Annotated in this window: 11 protein-coding genes; 6 read left to right on the top strand and 5 right to left on the bottom strand. The window is 58.8% G+C overall.

Annotated features, from left to right (window positions below; all coding sequences use genetic code 11):
- Positions 1-26: 26 nt before the first annotated feature.
- Positions 27-848, top strand: a complete 822-nt coding sequence (locus MRY17_RS06920) for an HDOD domain-containing protein (protein ID WP_181283929.1) — start codon at positions 27-29, stop codon at positions 846-848.
- On the opposite strand, the gene MRY17_RS06915 is transcribed toward MRY17_RS06920, so the two are convergent.
- Positions 842-2,233, bottom strand: coding sequence for a sensor histidine kinase (locus MRY17_RS06915; protein ID WP_181283928.1), 1,392 nt, complete (start codon positions 2,231-2,233; stop codon positions 842-844). The two genes, MRY17_RS06920 and MRY17_RS06915, sit on opposite strands and share 7 nt — an antisense overlap.
- Positions 2,226-2,897: a response regulator gene (locus MRY17_RS06910; protein ID WP_124422754.1), complete on the bottom strand. Its 672-nt coding sequence runs from the start codon at positions 2,895-2,897 to the stop codon at positions 2,226-2,228. The genes MRY17_RS06915 and MRY17_RS06910 overlap by 8 nt, the downstream gene beginning before the upstream one ends.
- 230 nt (positions 2,898-3,127) lie before the next feature.
- Between MRY17_RS06910 and MRY17_RS06905 the strand changes: the two genes are divergently transcribed.
- From MRY17_RS06905 to MRY17_RS06885, 5 genes are all read left to right on the top strand, one after another.
- Positions 3,128-4,111: a Bug family tripartite tricarboxylate transporter substrate binding protein gene (locus tag MRY17_RS06905; protein ID WP_181283926.1), complete on the top strand. Its 984-nt coding sequence runs from the start codon at positions 3,128-3,130 to the stop codon at positions 4,109-4,111.
- 148 nt (positions 4,112-4,259) lie between these two features.
- Complete coding sequence (locus tag MRY17_RS06900) at positions 4,260-4,718, top strand: tripartite tricarboxylate transporter TctB family protein (protein WP_124422752.1); 459 nt, start codon at positions 4,260-4,262, stop codon at positions 4,716-4,718.
- Between the two features lies 1 nt (position 4,719).
- Complete coding sequence (locus MRY17_RS06895) at positions 4,720-6,234, top strand: tripartite tricarboxylate transporter permease (RefSeq protein ID WP_104502040.1); 1,515 nt, start codon at positions 4,720-4,722, stop codon at positions 6,232-6,234.
- Positions 6,227-7,255 (top strand): AbrB family transcriptional regulator, encoded by a 1,029-nt coding sequence (locus MRY17_RS06890; RefSeq protein ID WP_181283924.1) that lies wholly within the window; start codon positions 6,227-6,229, stop codon positions 7,253-7,255. The genes MRY17_RS06895 and MRY17_RS06890 overlap by 8 nt, the downstream gene beginning before the upstream one ends.
- Positions 7,256-7,422: 167 nt before the next feature.
- Positions 7,423-10,569, top strand: a complete 3,147-nt coding sequence (locus MRY17_RS06885; RefSeq protein WP_181283923.1) for a hypothetical protein — start codon at positions 7,423-7,425, stop codon at positions 10,567-10,569.
- Positions 10,570-10,722: 153 nt separating this feature from the next.
- Here the strand turns inward: MRY17_RS06885 and MRY17_RS06880 are convergent, their stop codons facing one another.
- The 3 genes from MRY17_RS06880 to MRY17_RS06870 form a co-directional block, all read right to left on the bottom strand.
- A complete protein-coding gene (locus MRY17_RS06880; protein ID WP_181283922.1) occupies positions 10,723-11,010 on the bottom strand; it encodes a chitin-binding domain-containing protein in 288 nt (95 codons plus the stop codon).
- A 152-nt stretch (positions 11,011-11,162) separates the two neighbouring features.
- Positions 11,163-13,352 carry an autotransporter outer membrane beta-barrel domain-containing protein gene (locus MRY17_RS06875; protein ID WP_375154663.1) on the bottom strand — a complete coding sequence of 730 codons (2,190 nt, stop codon included), beginning with the start codon at positions 13,350-13,352 and terminating at the stop codon, positions 11,163-11,165.
- A gap of 307 nt (positions 13,353-13,659) precedes the next feature.
- A complete protein-coding gene (locus tag MRY17_RS06870) occupies positions 13,660-15,687 on the bottom strand; it encodes a hypothetical protein (RefSeq protein ID WP_191955261.1) in 2,028 nt (675 codons plus the stop codon).
- Positions 15,688-15,701 lie beyond the last annotated feature (14 nt).

The following is a 15,701-nucleotide window of genomic DNA, read 5'->3' as shown; positions in this document are numbered from 1 at the left end:
TTTTTGCAACACCCTAGAGAGCATGAATGAACGAGCTGGCGGAAAAAGTCCAACAGGCTTTGGTGAAGGCCATCGACAACGACGACCTGGTTCTGCCGACATTACCGGAGGTGGCCCTGAAGATTCGCCAGGCCGCCGAAGACCCGGAGATCAGCATCAGCCACTTGAGCAAGGTGATCGGTCGCGATACGGCGCTGTCGGCGCGCCTGATCAAAGTGGTCAACAGCCCGTTGCTCAGAGCGACTCAGGAAGTCACCGACCTGCACACCGCCATCACGCGCCTTGGCACCAATTACAGCAGCAACCTGGCCATCGGCCTGGTCATGGAGCAGATCTTTCACGCCCGCTCCGAAGTGGTGGAACAGAAAATGCGCGATGTGTGGCGTCGCAGCCTGGAAGTAGCAGGCGTCAGCTATGCCTTGTGTCGCCGGCACAGCCACCTCAAGCCGGACCAGGCAGCCCTGGGTGGCCTGGTGCACCAGATTGGCGTGCTGCCGATCCTCACCTACGCCGAAGACCATTACGAGTTGCTGTCCGATCCGGTCAGCCTTAACCACGTGATCGACAGTATCCACCCGGTACTGGGCGACAAGTTGCTCAGTGGCTGGGACTTTCCGGAAATGCTGGCAAAACTGCCGGGCCAGTACCTGAACCTGGAGCGCGACTGCGGCCCGCTCGATTACATCGACCTGGTGCAGATCGCCGTGCTGTTCTGTCACCACAATACCGAACATCCCTTGGGGCAAATCGACGTGACGGGCGTGCCGGCGATGAAAAAACTGCGCGTCGACCCCTACAGCGAGAAATTGCAGGTTGAGCTGGATGAAGCACGTTCCATGTTTTATTGATCGCCGGCGATAAAGCTCACCCGCACTTTCAACCCCGCCGATTCGCCATCATGCAGGCTGATCTGCGCCAGATGCGCACGGCAGATCTCCCCGACAATCGCAAGCCCCAGGCCCGACCCCATACCCTGCTGGCTGCGCCGATAAAACCGCTCGAACACCCGGTCCCGCTCATCCAGCGGGATGCCCGGGCCATCGTCTTCAACCTCCAGCACCGCCGGCGCCGTCACCCGTAAAATCACGTTGCCACCCGGCGGCGTGTGAGCCAGCGCGTTATCCACCAGGTTGCTCAGCAGCTCGTTGAGCAGCGTCGGTTCGCCGCGCAGCCACACCGGCTCGTCCGCCTCCAGCGCCAAGGCCACGCCGCGCGCATGGGCCAGCGGCGCCATGGCCATGCCCAGCTCCCGGGCCAGTTGACTGAGGTCGAGCAACTGCGCGCCGCCTTCGGCGATAGCCCTGGCACCGTTTTCGATGCGCGCCAGGGACAACAACTGATTGGCCAGGTGAGTGAGACGGTCAGTGCCCTGGGCGGCGGTTTCCAGGGTGCTGCGCCACGTGGCCGGGTCTTCGGCGCGCAGGCCCAGTTCCAGGCGGGCCTTGAGCGCGGCCAGCGGCGTGCGCAACTCGTGGGCGGCGTCGGCAATGAACTGCGCCTGGCGTTCGAACTGGCCGCGCAGGCGTTCGGTGAAATGATTGAGGGAACGCACCAGCGGGCCGAACTCATCCTGCACCTCCACCAGCGGCAAGGGCCGCAGGTCGTCGGGCTGGCGCTCTTCCACCGCCGTGCGCAGGCGCTCCAACGGGCGCAGCGCCGCGCTCACGGCAAACCACACCAGCAACAGCGCACCAATGGCAAGCATGCCCAGGCGCAACAAGGTGTCGGCCATCAGGCTGCGGGCCATGGATACACGGGCTTCGTCGGTTTCCGCCACACGCACCTCTGCCATGCCGTTCATGTTCGGCTCGGAAACAGCCTTGAGCAGGCTCACCACACGCACGGGCTGACCCTGATATACGGCGTCGTAGAACCGAGCCAAGGCCGGATAATCGTCAGTGCGCGGGGTGCCGGGCGGTGGACCGGGCAGGTTTTCGTAACCCGATATGAGCTTCTGGTGGATGTCGTTGACCTGGTAATAAATACGCCCGGCACTGTCGTAGGCAAAGGTGTCCAGGGCCACGTAGGGCACGTTGGCGCTGAGGGTGCCGTCCACCTGGGTCAAGCCGGCGGCAATGGTGCGCGCCGAGGCCAAGAGCGTGCGGTCGTAGGCGGTGTCGGCGGCTTCGCGACCGTTCCAGTAGGCGCTCATGCCGCTGGCGAGCATCAGCAGCACCAGCAGCAGCGCCAGGTTCCACAGCAGGCGCCAGCGCAGGCTGCTGGGCTTATGCATCGCGGGCTTCCAGCAGGTAGCCGAGGCCACGGAAGGTGACAATGGCGATGGGCTGGCCGTCGAGTTTCTTGCGCAGGCGGTGCACGTAGATTTCGATGGCATCCGGGCTGGCTTCTTCGTCAAGACCGAACACCTGGGAGGCCAGTTGCTCCTTGCTCATCACCCGACCAGGCCGGGCAATGAGCGCCTCGAGCACGGCTTGCTCACGGGAGGTCAGCGTCATCAATTCGCCACCGACCGTAAAACGTCGCGTGTCGAGGTCGTAAACCAGCACGCCGCACGCCTGCTGGCGCTCGCCGCCCAACACGCTGCGCCGTAGCAGCGCCTTGACCCGCGCTTCGAGCTCGGTGAGTTCAAACGGTTTGGCCAGGTAATCGTCGGCGCCCAGGTTCAAGCCATGCACGCGGTCCTTTACATCGCTGCGGGCCGTCAGCATCAACACCGGCACGTTTTTTCCACGGGCGCGCAGGCGTGCCAGCACGTCGAAACCATCCATGCGCGGCAGCCCCACATCGAGGATCACGGCCGCGTATTCCTCGCTGCTCAAGGCCAGGTCCGCAGCCACGCCATCGTGCAGCACGTCGACGGTCAACCCCGTGCTCTTGAGCGCTTGGGCGACACTTTCGGCGAGTTGCAAATGGTCTTCAACCAGGAGGACGCGCATGGATTTCTACCTCATTCGGGGTGGTCGGCGCCACGCTTTGCGAGGCAGTTTACAGGCGCCGACTGCCCTGTGAAGCCCGAAAACAGTGAACGGTAGTTGAAAGGTTACTGAAAGCTTCGCCGTTTAGCATCGGGCGACGGCAGGTTACGCCTGCCAGGCTATTGAGCGATAGCACCCGAAAAACGCCTCGAAGCGTTTTCGCCAAATAAGAACAATAAATGGAGACACACATGACGTTCCCCCTACGTAAGCTCGCCCTCGCCGCTGGCTGCATGCTGTTTGCCGGCCACCTGCTGGCCGCCGACGAACCCAAGCGCCCCGAATGCATCGCCCCGGCCTCACCGGGCGGTGGTTTTGACCTGACCTGCAAACTGGCGCAAAGCGCGCTGGTCAACCAGAAGCTCTTGAGCAAGCCAATGCGCGTGACCTACATGCCCGGCGGCGTGGGCGCCGTGGCCTATAACGCAGTGGTCGCCCAGCGCCCTGCGGATGCGGGCACCCTGGTGGCCTGGTCCAGCGGTTCGTTGCTGAACCTGGCCCAGGGCAAGTTCGGTCGCTTCGATGAAAGCGCCGTGCGCTGGCTCGCCGCAGTAGGCACCAGCTACGGTGCTATCGCAGTGAAAAGTGATTCGCCCTACAAGACCCTCGACGATCTGGTAAAAGCCTTGAAGAAAGATCCAGGCAGCGTGGTGATCGGTTCCGGCGGTACGGTCGGCAGCCAGGACTGGATGCAAACCGCCCTGATCGCCAAAGCGGCCGGGATCAACCCGCGTGAGCTGCGTTACGTCGCGCTCGAAGGCGGCGGCGAAATCGCTACCGCGTTGCTCGGCGGTCACATTCAGGTAGGCAGCACCGACATCTCCGACTCCATGCCACACATCCTCAGCGGCGACATGCGCCTGCTGGCGGTGTTCTCCGAAAAGCGCCTGGACGAGCCGGAAATGAAAGACATCCCGACCGCCAAGGAGCAAGGCTACGACATCGTCTGGCCAGTGGTGCGCGGTTTCTACCTCGGGCCAAAAGTCAGCGATGCCGACTACGCCTGGTGGAAAGACGCCTTCGACAAGCTGCTGGCCTCCGACGAGTTCGCCAAGCTGCGTGACCAGCGCGAGCTGTTCCCGTTCGCCATGACCGGCCCGGAGCTGGACACCTACGTGAAGAAACAGGTGGCGGACTACAAGGTGCTGGCCAAAGAGTTCGGCCTGATCCAGTAAACGCCCCCTCTTTTGTGTAATGCCCCTGTAGGAGCGAGCTTGCTCGCGAAGAACCCAAGGACATCCACGTGCGTCCAGACAGCACGCGTTATCGTTGACGTTTTTCGCGGGCAAGCTCGCTCCTACAAGAGGGGCCTTGGAGTTTTCTATGCTCTTACAACGCATTTTTGCCGCCGTGCTGCTGCTGGTCTGTGCCAGCCTGGCGCTGATGGCCTGGCCGTATCAGGCAGCCTTTTCCTACGAGCCGGTCGGGCCACGCGCCTTCCCGCTGCTGATGCTCGGACTGATGAGCCTGGCGCTGGTCTATATGCTGATTCGCCCGCAAGCGACCAAACACACCGAAGAAGAACCGGCGCTGGACCGCGACACCCTGGTCAAGATCGGCGTGTGCGTCGCGTTGTTGATCGTGTTCGCCGCCACCTTCGAACCCCTGGGTTTCATCCTCAGCAGCCTGCTGATCGGCATCCCTATGGCACGCCTGTATGGCGGCCGCTGGTTGCCCAGCGTTGTGATCGTCGGCCTGATGGCCATCGGTCTATATCTGCTGTTCGATAAAGTCATGGATGTGCCGCTGCCCCTTGGCCTGCTCGACGTTCTGGAGAACTGACATGGATACTTTCGGCTATTTGGGCCAGGGCTTCGGCGTTGCACTGTCCCCTTACAACCTGATCACCGCGTTGTGCGGCACCTTGATCGGCACCGTGGTCGGCCTGTTGCCGGGCCTGGGGCCGATCAACGGCGTGGCGCTGTTGATCCCCATCGCCTTCGCCCTCGGCCTGCCACCGGAGTCGGCGTTGATCCTGCTGGCCGCCGTGTACCTGGGCTGCGAGTACGGCGGCCGTATCAGCTCGATCCTGCTGAACATTCCGGGCGAAGCCTCCACCGTGATGACTACCCTGGACGGCTACCCGATGGCACGCAAAGGCCTGGCCGGCGTGGCACTGTCGTTGTCGGCCTGGAGTTCGTTCATCGGTGCCTTTATCGCCACCTGCGGCATGGTGCTGTTCGCCCCGCTGCTGGCCAAATGGGCGATTGCCTTCGGCCCGGCGGAATATTTCGTGCTGATGGTGTTTGCGATTGTGTGCCTGGGCGGCATGGCCGGCGACAAGCCGCTGAAAACCTTTGTGGCGGCCCTGATCGGCCTGTTCCTCTCGGCCGTGGGCATCGATGCCAACAGCGGCGTGTACCGCTTTACCGGCGACAACATTCACCTCACCGATGGCATCCAGTTCGTGGTGTTGGTGCTGGGCCTGTTCTCCATCAGCGAGATCCTGTTGCTGCTGGAAAAAACCCACCGCGGCCAGGAAGCGGTCAAGGCCACCGGGCGCATGATGTTCAACCTCAAGGAAGCGGGTGCGGTGTTCGTGGTTAACATCCGCTGCGGCTTGCTCGGTTTCATCATGGGCGTGTTGCCGGGTGCCGGTGCGACCCTGGCATCCGCCGTCGCCTACATGACCGAAAAACGCCTGGCCGGTGCCAGCGGCAAATTCGGCCAGGGCGACATGCGTGGCCTGGCCGCCCCGGAAACCGCGATCGGCGCCTCTGCCTGCGGCGCCCTGGTGCCGATGCTGACCCTGGGCGTGCCCGGCTCGGGCACCACGGCGGTGATGATCGGCGCCCTGTCGCTGTACAACATCACGCCCGGCCCGCTGCTGTTCCAACAGCAACCGGACATTGTCTGGGGCCTGATCGCCTCATTGTTCATTGCCAACATCATGCTGGTGATCCTCAACATCCCGATGATCCGCATCTTCACGCGCATCCTCGCCGTGCCGAACTGGGCGCTGGTGCCGGTGATCGCCATCATCACCGCAATCGGTGTATACGCGGTGCATGCCACCACTTTCGACCTGTTCCTGATGGTCGGCATCGGCATCTTCGGCTACATCCTGCGCAAGCTCGACTTCCCGCTGTCGCCGGTATTGCTGGGCTTTATCCTCGGTGGCCTGATGGAGCAAAACCTGCGCCGGGCGTTGTCGATTTCCAACGGTGCGCTGGAAATCCTCTGGTCGAGCCCGATCACCTTTGGGGTTTGGGTACTGACCGCGCTGATGCTGCTGTTCCCGCTGGTGCGCATCTACCGTAAACGTGCCCTGCAGCGTCGTGCCCTGGCCGATGTCTGAGGTCACCCTCAAACATTGGTGGGGAACACCGCTGGTCGGCCTGGCCGGCGGTTACCTGGCCAGCCTCGTCGGCTGGCCTTTGCCCTACATGGTCGGCTCGTTGCTGGCGATCATCCTGGTGCGCTGCCTGACGCCCTGGCAGTTGGCGGAAATCCCCGGTGGGCGCAAATGCGGCCAATGGGTGGTGGGCATCGGCATCGGCCTGCACTTCACACCGGTGGTGATCGAGCAAGTGATGAGCCACTTTGGGCTGATCTTCTTCGGCGCGCTGGTCACCAGCCTGTCGAGTGTGATCGGCGTGTGGCTGATGCGCCGCAGTGGCGAAGATCGCGCCACCGCGTTTTTTTCGAGCATGCCGGGCGGGTCCGGCGAGATGGTCAACCTCGGTGCGCGCAACGGTGCGGTGCTCAGCCGCGTTGCAGCCGGCCAGAGTTTGCGCGTGTTGCTGGTGGTGTTGTGTGTACCGGCGATTTTCAAGTACGTGTTGGGCGGCGGCGCGCCGCAGTTTCATCCGGCACCGGTGAGCTGGCCTTGGTTGTTGATGCTGTTTCCGATCGGCGCGCTGGTAGCCTGGGGCTGGCAGCGCTTGCGTCAGCCGAACCCCTGGTTGTTCGGGCCATTGCTGGTGAGTGGAACAGCCAGTGTGGTGTTTGACCTGCATATCGGGCTGCCCGATGGAGGTAGCCAGATCGGCCAATGGCTGATCGGCAGCGGTCTGGGCTGTCACTTCAACCGTCAGTTTTTTCGCCGGGCGCCGTCGTTCATGGCCCGTACTTTGATCGGCACGGTCTTGACCATGGCACTGGCGACATTGGCGGCCGTGGGCCTGAGTGCACTGACGCACCTGGATCTGCGCTCGCTGACCCTGGGCATGATGCCCGGCGGCATTGCCGAGATGAGCCTTACCGCCGAGACGCTGCAATTATCCGTTCCCCTGGTAACGGCCATGCAGGTGATGCGGCTGCTGTTCGTGCTGTTCCTGGCCGAGCCGCTCTTCCGGCACTGGAACCGCCAACCCTGACAATCCGCTGTGAGAATGGCCCGTACCTGGGCCGTTACCGTTGGTCGGTACTGTCAACTCTCACAGCTGGTTGCGCCTCTCATCGCGAGTTACACCTCTTCGCAGTTACGGCCACTCCGAAATGGCCGTAGACATCGCGTGTCTCACTGACTGAAGAGGGTATCACCATGGCTAACAATGAAGAGTCTTCACCATCCGGCCAACACCTGACCGAGCATTCAGAGCAGCAATCACTGTCCGCCCCGCCCTCTTCCACGCAGGAGGAAAGAAAAAAGACACCGTCTGCACGGCGGTCCCACATCGACACGCGTTACCTGGTCCCCCCGCCCTCCGATGCCACCTTGAATTCGATAAAGGCCGGAGAAAGCGTGCCGCTCTCAGACCTGACACTGTACATACCGGCACGCACCCCAGGGGTGCAGGGCGTTGACGCAGGTATCAACCGCATCGCGGTCATGTCGCAGGAGGAAGGGTTGTTGATCGCCCTATTGCCCTTTCTGGGGGCGGCCGAGTTGGACGATGCGGAATGTTATTGGGGAACCCTTGAGAAACCCGTTGCGCATACGATCATCCAGAAGCAACACCTTGACGGCCACCAATTGATAGTTTTGTTCGTACCGCAGTCGGTGATCTCCGATGGTTTGGTTTCCGCATACATTAAAGTGACGCGTCTCGGCCAAGCCGTTGGAGAAACAAGAAAAACCTTACTTAAGGTCGATACACGCCAGCCCGGCGGGGAAAACCCGGCCAGCCCTCACCCTGTAAACCCGAACCTGCGCAAGCCGGTCATTGACCCGAAGTATCTGCAAGACGGCATCACCGGGACGGACATCAGCAATGGCAAGTGCATAGCCATCGGAATTCCTTCCTACCCCGCCGACACTTCGTTGCCCCCGCCCACTCATCGGGCAGTACGTGATGTTATTCACCTGAAAATCGGTGACTTCACCATCAAGCGCACTGTACTGCCGGAAGAGGTTGGAACCTACGAGGACATCGTCATTGAAGTGTGTGAAAGCGATTGGCGAAGCATCGGCTACGGTTCTCACGCTTGCTTGTTCAGCGTGGAAGATGAAGTTGGCAACCCTTCCGACGGTTGGTCGGAGGCCGAATACCTCCAAGTCTACCTGGACGATGAGTCAAAATACTTGTTGCCGGCTTGCCACTTCCTGGAGGCTGACGAAGACGGCAAACTCGACCTGAGCAAGGTGACCGGCCCGACAGTGACGATCCTCGTTTCGATCGAACCTCGCAACTATGCCATTAACGATGTGATCAGGGTACGCCTCAACGGCACGGCGGCTGGGTTACCGGTGAGGAAAATCTACAGTTCAGACCCGCTGCAATCCACTACATCGCGACTGCTTAGAATTCCATGCCCTGTAATCGACCTGGAGCCTCTGACTGGCGGTCGTAGTTTCCTTCAATATGAACGAATCCGTTACAACGAGCCGAATCTAGGCTCCTTTATCACGGAAGTCTACGTGACCGGCGCCGCCTCCGGAGGCCTTCGCGCGCCCAAAGTGCGGGAGGCCGTCAACGGACGAATTCCTGATGATCTAACCCAAGTGCATGTCGACATTGAAGTTCACGGTTTCAGTTACTACGACAAAATCGAACTCCATGTGCTGGGCAAGTCCCCTGGGCACAATTACTACGATAAGAGGCTCGACAAAGTCGGCTCCGGTCAAGTGTCCTTTGAGCTTATCCGGGAACTGGGCGTGCCTATTGCCCTGCTCACGGGTGGCACCCTGAAAATCTGGTACACGATAACTGCCGAGGGTCAACATCTATCTCCGATAACAACGGTTTATATTGATGCGCGATATGCCGCCCTGCCCGCGCCGGAAATCGACGAGGCTCCGCCGCCCGATTACGAGTTTGACGTAGGGACGTCCGAACGGGCCAACATTTGGGTCCGCGCCAACCCCGATATCAAAGACGGAGATACCGTCATCTTGTATGCAAGAGGTGACGCGCCTGGAGGAGACGCACCCTCACAACCCTTCCCAATCGACTCCTTCTGGGAGGGTCGGGACCTGCCATTCAAGGTCGAACTTGGCTACATCAAACCCAATAAACAGATGGATATTTCCTACGAGCGTGTACGGTCATACGTAGCGCGCCGTTCGCAAATCGTCCCCATGAAAATCATCGCCGCGCATGATCTCCCCGCGCCGTTGGTTTATAACAGCACGCCTCTGGACGACGAAAACGCTACGATTGATCCGAAAATTGCCGACAGCACGCCAAATGTGACCGTTCGGGTGCAGTTTGCAATGTCTGACAGGGACTTTATTAAACTCGAGTTGACAGGCAGGCCCGGTATCGCCCTGCCGACCATTGAGCCTCAATACGGCGACCCGCGCGTAGGCTATGTGCTATTTGTGTTTCCCAACTGGGTACTGGCCTACCACCTCGCCAGCGTTCTGCGTATTCAGTACCACGTGACAAACGGCGCCACCAGGGACTCAAGGGTGCTGAACCTGCGCGTCCTGGGCTTCGATGAGATACCGGGCGGCAATCCGCTGCCGCAGCCGATACTCAACAGCTTGAAACCTGGCTCGGTCCTGGACCTCAATACAGTCAGCACCAACTATTGCTGGGTGGATCTGGCAAGATGGCTGCTCAGCAGGAAGGACCAACTGATCTGGCTCAAATGCCACAGCACTGATGCATCAAAACCGTTAACGCTGCTTGACGGCGATCTCATCACTCAGGAACAGGCCGAACACGGTATAGTTCGCGAGCCGGCGGAGCTCGGTTGGTTCACTGCGCTTCCCGATGGCAGCACGGTTAAAGTGACGGCCGCAGTGGGGTACACCGACAGTCCTGTTGAAGCGAACGCGACGCTCTTTCCGTCGAGTACTTACTTCATCAAAGCGCTGCGCCTCTCTGATTTCACGGATTTTGAAGTGTTCTTCTGGAATGGTTGGGCCAATTTGATCAACGGGCTTGGCGAGATCAGGAACTTCAATAACAATAATTACTGGCATGCAAGGCTCAATGGCGGTAGCCCTATCATGCCGGGCGTGATTAAAACCTTTTTTATAAAAAGTGCTAGAACCTACCGTATCAGTTTCAAAATGAAAGTTGACTTGTCTCCTTATCAACCCCAGGCGTTCGTTGAGTTTGGTAGTCAGTCAAAAAGCTTCGTCTATGTTCACGAGGGTAACTGGTACACCTACCAGCTGGACTTTGCGTTGCCGGCCGGGGCTCCGTCTCAATACTTGCCGCTGCGTATTTCCTTCAAAAGCACGCTGTCACCGGCGAATTTTTCACTGGATGATATTCTGGTGGCAGAACTTCCATAGCTCCATTTTTTTGAAACGGTGCCGAGTGGCGTTGTGCACGGAACGTTCCCGGACGTTATTCGATACGCGCTTCAGCGCCACCCGGGGCACTTATCCTGCAAAAAAAAGCCTCTCGACCGTACGGAAGAGAGGCTTATTGATGCGGCATTTATGTTATTCGCATTTCCTTGTGGCGGGATTAAATTCCTGGCCTGGGGGGCATTGGTTCGGATATTTTATCCAACGATTGATGCTGTTGCTGTATACGCACCTGTAATACCAGCCAGGCGTTACGCTTTTGAAATAGCCTGCACTTGTGCAGGGTGGATCCACGTTCGGATAACCATCCACTCCTATATCTTCAGGGTTGCTGGAACACGCGGCGAGCAGCACTGCCATCCCTGCTGCCACTAACACCCCAGGTACAGCCCGCATCATTTTCTTCTTCAACGAATAACCCATGGGAATCTCCTTATATAAAAGAATGCCCATCCAGTTAGCGTCAAAAAAAAATAACCGCCTACTGTCAAACCTGACAGGTTTTAAACTTGACCGACGAACGGAAGCACCTCCTTTCCTATGAAGGAGGCGCCCGCCCAAGTTACCCGCGCGACTTAGAATGCGTAGCGCAACCCGACATTGATCCCCAACGGTTGCTTGATATTCTTGCCCACGCTGCGTTCCACGTCCGCATGCACGCTCAACTCCTGGGAGACCGACATCGCTACACCCGCGCCGAGTTTCAGCCGTGAGCCCGACAAATCGTTGTTGAACGCGTTGTCGTTGACGAACACTTTGTTGCTCTGGTCGAACTCATGACTGACGGCGGCCTTCAAGTAAGGCTGCAGGATGCCACCGCTGTCGAGTTGGATGTTGTTGCCAGCAGTGACCCCCACTTCACCAATGACCGAACTTGAACGGTCACCCTTGGCTTTCAGACCGTTGTCCAGCGTGTAACTCTGGGCCTGAGTGATTACCGCCGACAATTGGCCATAGGGCTCCACGAAGTAACCGTCATCCAGCGTGATATGCCGACCGAATTCCGCCGAAGCGCCGGTGGCATTTTGCGTGTAGTTGCCTTTGCTTTTCTTGCCGTCGCTCATGGCGACATTGGATTCATTGTGCAAGCGGTTGAACTTGAGCACGCCGTCGAAGTAAAAGCCGCTCTCGCTGTCCAGCCAGGTGGCATAGCCACCCATGTAGTAACTGTTGATGGTCGCTTTGCTGCCCAGGTTAAGGTCCAGGTCCGACTGACTGTGCCCGGCCATCACGCCGATCAACCACTGCCCGTCGCCGGCCTCCAGCGGCGCATCCGCGCCCAGGGTGAAACCACGCTGGCTCTGGTTATAACCCAGGCCTGTCTTGTCGTTGGACACTTCATATTTGTTGCCATAGGCGCGCGTCCACAAGCCGGCGCTCTGACCACCATTGAAACGCAGTTCACCCATGCGCGTGCGCAAGGTGGTCATTTCACCCAACAACACACTCGGCGCCGCGTTGAACAGCGCCAGCACAGAGTTGGTGCTTGGGCTGATGATTTTGTTATCCGGGTCAAGGTACCAGTCATGGTTCTGGTTGTCGGACACGAGGTCGTATGAATAGGTACCGAGGTCGACCCGCCCACCCACCAGGCTGAAGTTCGCCACGCCGTCGGCGGTGTGAACCATCTGCAGGCGCTCGGACAGCGGATCGGCTCCCGTACTGGCGATCAGCAGCTGATGATCACCGGAAGAGGTGCCCGTCACATTCAGGAAGTCACCGGTCATCTGGCCAAAATCCGCCTTCATGATGAACGTACCGCCCGTGCCGGACAGGTTGCCTACATCCAACTTATAGAAGGCCCCCGAATCGCCGAACTTGACGTTACCGCCATTCATCGACAACGCGTTGAGCGCCTGCTGCCCGTCGACCATCACCCAGGTGGCATCGCTGTTGACCGACAGTTTATCGACATTGTCCAGGCGTCCAGTCAACACCGAGCCGTTGTTCAGGCCAACGTTAGCAATGCCACCGTTGTTGACGATATCGCCATTCATGAAAGCGGCATCCATCTTCAAGTCCAGGGCGCTGTCTTTGCCAACCTGAACGTTACCGCTCAGGGCACTGTTGAACACATTCACATCGGCCGCACCACCATGGTCGATTTCGAGCATGTTGCCGTTGCCGCCGTTCAGGGTGGTGCCATCGTTGATATTGATCCGGGTGCCGCCGGGGTAGTCCACCAGGATGGCGGCGCCTGTGCCGCCCACCACCTCGGTCTGGTTGAGGTTCAGCACCGAGGGGTTATCCACCGTAGGCAAGCGATACGCCACGATCCCGTTGGTGCCGCCGTATATGCGGCCGCCCTGGGCGGTGAGTTGTCCGTCGTACGCTCTCAAGCCGGCTTTTTCACCACTGACCTGGGTGTTGTTCAAGGCCAGCGTGCTCGAGCCACTGAGCACGATGCCATCTGTGCCGCCGGATATCGTGCTGTCGAACACCTCCACCGTCGAGCCACGATTCGATTGGGTGCCGACAATCATGCCTTCGGCCCCACCGCTGGATACGGAAGCATCGCGCAGCGTGCCCTTGCTGCCGTAAAGCGCCACGCCGACTTCCTTGCCTGCGGTATTTTTGACCGTGCCGCCATTCATGGTGAACGTGGAATCATGCGCCTGGACGCCCACAATCCTCGCCCCGTTGGACGTCAGGGTCGCCTCTTTGACAACGTACCGATCGTCCTGCGAGGCCCCGTCTATCACCACGTTCTGGCCTGGGTAGATGTTCAGTGCGTTGGCCTGTGTGGCCACGAATGTCATGGGCATCACAGCCAATACTTTGATAGCCAGCGATAAGCGAGAAAGACAAAATGTTGTTTCAGTAGTCATGGTAAGTACCTCTAGTCGGTGACTGAACAAGCCAAGCGATTTAAGGACCATCGACTCAGGCTTTCAGAAGCGGCAAGGGTACGTACAAGAAGGATAGGTTCATGTAGGCATAGTCCCAGTGATCGTAGGACTAATCCTAAATATGCGTAGGTAGCAAGTTTATTGCGGATAGGTATTTACAACGAGCGAAGGATACGAACCGTCATTACTGCCACTGCCAATGACGGTTCGTACCTTGATGCACTTAAGGCGTAGCGGGCGGGGCGCCGCAAACGGTGTTATCGGCATTGCGCCGGCTTACATAAAGCACTGTCGTGGGCGACTTGCCCTGTGTCACGCCGTCGGCCTTGAGTACTGTGTAAAAGAATTCAACACGGCCCAAAATCGCAGGCTGCACATAGGTGGCGAAGTCCACGAGGAAACTCTCCCCACCGCCGGGCAGGCTATGATCATTTGCCACCACAATCGGGGGCAGTATTTCCGCTTCGACGAGCTTGTTGGTGGACGTTAACCCCTCTCCGTACAGGGTCCAGAAGCGCCTGATCGTGTCATCCTGTTTCAAGTTGACCCGGTCCACGATGCTCGTATCGATACCCAGTTCAACAGACTGCTTGCAACTGATCGAGCGAAGCCCGCCGCCTGCGTCTACAGACTTGGGGAACTGTGGCGGCGTCAAATTCTGCAGCTCGCTGGCAAATACATCGACCAGCGTAGACTGGGAGGTGTCCACGTTGGCGTTTACTCCATTCGTCAGGCTGTACCAAACCTTCTTGTCCAGTTCGTTTCCGCCTGCTGCGATGACGGCCGCCGTAATAATGACGGCGAATGTCCCCGAGTCCAGGTCAGCCTGAGTCACGGTACGTGGGGAGGGGTAAATCGGTGTCCCTCCCCAGTAGCACTGAAGCTCGTGGTCCACGGCCGCGCCCGGATACACATCAAACTCAGCCGTCGCATTGCCGGTATCACCCGGGCCGATTTCATTGACAAGCCCCTCGCTGGACGTCACGGTGACCAACGGCAGGTAATCCCTGACCGGGCCCGGATCGTCTGGGTCCCCAGCGGCAGAGCTGAAGTCCGCGGCCACCGTGATCGTGTTGGACCAGGCTGAAGGGTTGCCCTCCTCTACCACACGGTAACGAAGACTGGCGGTGCCCGGCCCGCTGATTCCATAGATCGCGAAGAGAATGAGCCAGGGAATTTCGATTTTCGCTGGGTCAGTGGGGGTAGGCTCGGTAAGCAATGTGTGAGGAAATATCTGAGTACCGAGCGCACTCACCAGCTCGATTTGCACGATCTGGCCGGATCTGAAATTGTCATAGCCGAAAAGATGCACTTCTGCCAATTTCAATTGTGCGTCCCGAAGATCCAACGGCGCCGCCGGTACCGCTGGATCGCTCAAGTTCTCCGGTTGCGGCGTCAATATATATTCAACTTCTCTGAGTTTTGGCGGATAAATGGTTGAGTTTTTTGAATAGTCAAAGTAACGATACGCCATACGATCCACGCGTGTACCGCCATCGACAACTTCGTCCTTGGTCAGAGAAAACTCGATCGGCGATGTATCAAGCGGCAAGTTTGTTATTATTTTTATCGGATCAGCATCCGTATAGGTCTTGTAGATGTGAAGTGTATCGAGCGGACGCGCAATCAAGCGTCCAGGCACACTGCAGGTCAGCTCATCGCCATTGGCTGCCAGGGAACTCAGCGTGACCTTCCCGTCCTCCGCACCCGCCACCAAGGTAATAGCGTCCAACAAAATACCGCCGGCAGGGCCCACCGTATCGACGTTCACCAGAGTAGGGCCGGAAGGCTCACTACCACCAATCCCCAAAAAAATCTCATAGGTTAAGCGATACTCCCCGTGGTTGGTTATATCATCGCCTTTGATGTTAATTTCATAGGGCCACGTCAGGCTTGACAATGGTTTGGGAAAATCATGACGGTTTCCGTAAGGCACGCCATTAAGATAGAGCTGTAACATATCCGGGTTAGAAAGGGGATTAGGAAATGTATCCTCCCACATATTAATTTCGAGATTGGCCCCTTCCGTTTGCGCGACGATAGTTTCCATCAGGTTAGGCGGAAGACCCGACTCGGGGGGCAGGGCATTGGTGACTACAATGTCGGACACAGCTCGCGGCGCGTGAGGCGCAAGCCCTTGAGGCACAGGCTGTGCCAATGGACCGTTACTTGGATTACAGTTAGCCCCCGTAGCACTCGACCTGCTTTTTTTATCGATTGAAGCGGGTTGTGTATTGTTCGACTTAGCCATTGCTACATACTCCT

The organism is Pseudomonas orientalis (assembly GCF_022807995.1).
In the GTDB taxonomy this organism is placed as follows: Bacteria; Pseudomonadota; Gammaproteobacteria; order Pseudomonadales; family Pseudomonadaceae; genus Aquipseudomonas; species Aquipseudomonas orientalis_B.
The sequence above is the reverse complement of the archived record's forward strand: the minus strand, read 5'-3'. Positions and strand labels throughout refer to the sequence as shown.

Coding starts and splice junctions, on each gene's coding strand:
- MRY17_RS06920 (WP_181283929.1), top strand. CDS start 27: ATGAACGAGCTGGCGGAAAAAGTCCAACAGGCTTTGGTGAAGGCCATC.
- MRY17_RS06915 (WP_181283928.1), bottom strand. CDS start 2,233: ATGCATAAGCCCAGCAGCCTGCGCTGGCGCCTGCTGTGGAACCTGGCG.
- MRY17_RS06910 (WP_124422754.1), bottom strand. CDS start 2,897: ATGCGCGTCCTCCTGGTTGAAGACCATTTGCAACTCGCCGAAAGTGTC.
- MRY17_RS06905 (WP_181283926.1), top strand. CDS start 3,128: ATGACGTTCCCCCTACGTAAGCTCGCCCTCGCCGCTGGCTGCATGCTG.
- MRY17_RS06900 (WP_124422752.1), top strand. CDS start 4,260: ATGCTCTTACAACGCATTTTTGCCGCCGTGCTGCTGCTGGTCTGTGCC.
- MRY17_RS06895 (WP_104502040.1), top strand. CDS start 4,720: ATGGATACTTTCGGCTATTTGGGCCAGGGCTTCGGCGTTGCACTGTCC.
- MRY17_RS06890 (WP_181283924.1), top strand. CDS start 6,227: ATGTCTGAGGTCACCCTCAAACATTGGTGGGGAACACCGCTGGTCGGC.
- MRY17_RS06885 (WP_181283923.1), top strand. CDS start 7,423: ATGGCTAACAATGAAGAGTCTTCACCATCCGGCCAACACCTGACCGAG.
- MRY17_RS06880 (WP_181283922.1), bottom strand. CDS start 11,010: ATGGGTTATTCGTTGAAGAAGAAAATGATGCGGGCTGTACCTGGGGTG.
- MRY17_RS06875 (WP_375154663.1), bottom strand. CDS start 13,352: ATGCCCATGACATTCGTGGCCACACAGGCCAACGCACTGAACATCTAC.
- MRY17_RS06870 (WP_191955261.1), bottom strand. CDS start 15,687: ATGGCTAAGTCGAACAATACACAACCCGCTTCAATCGATAAAAAAAGC.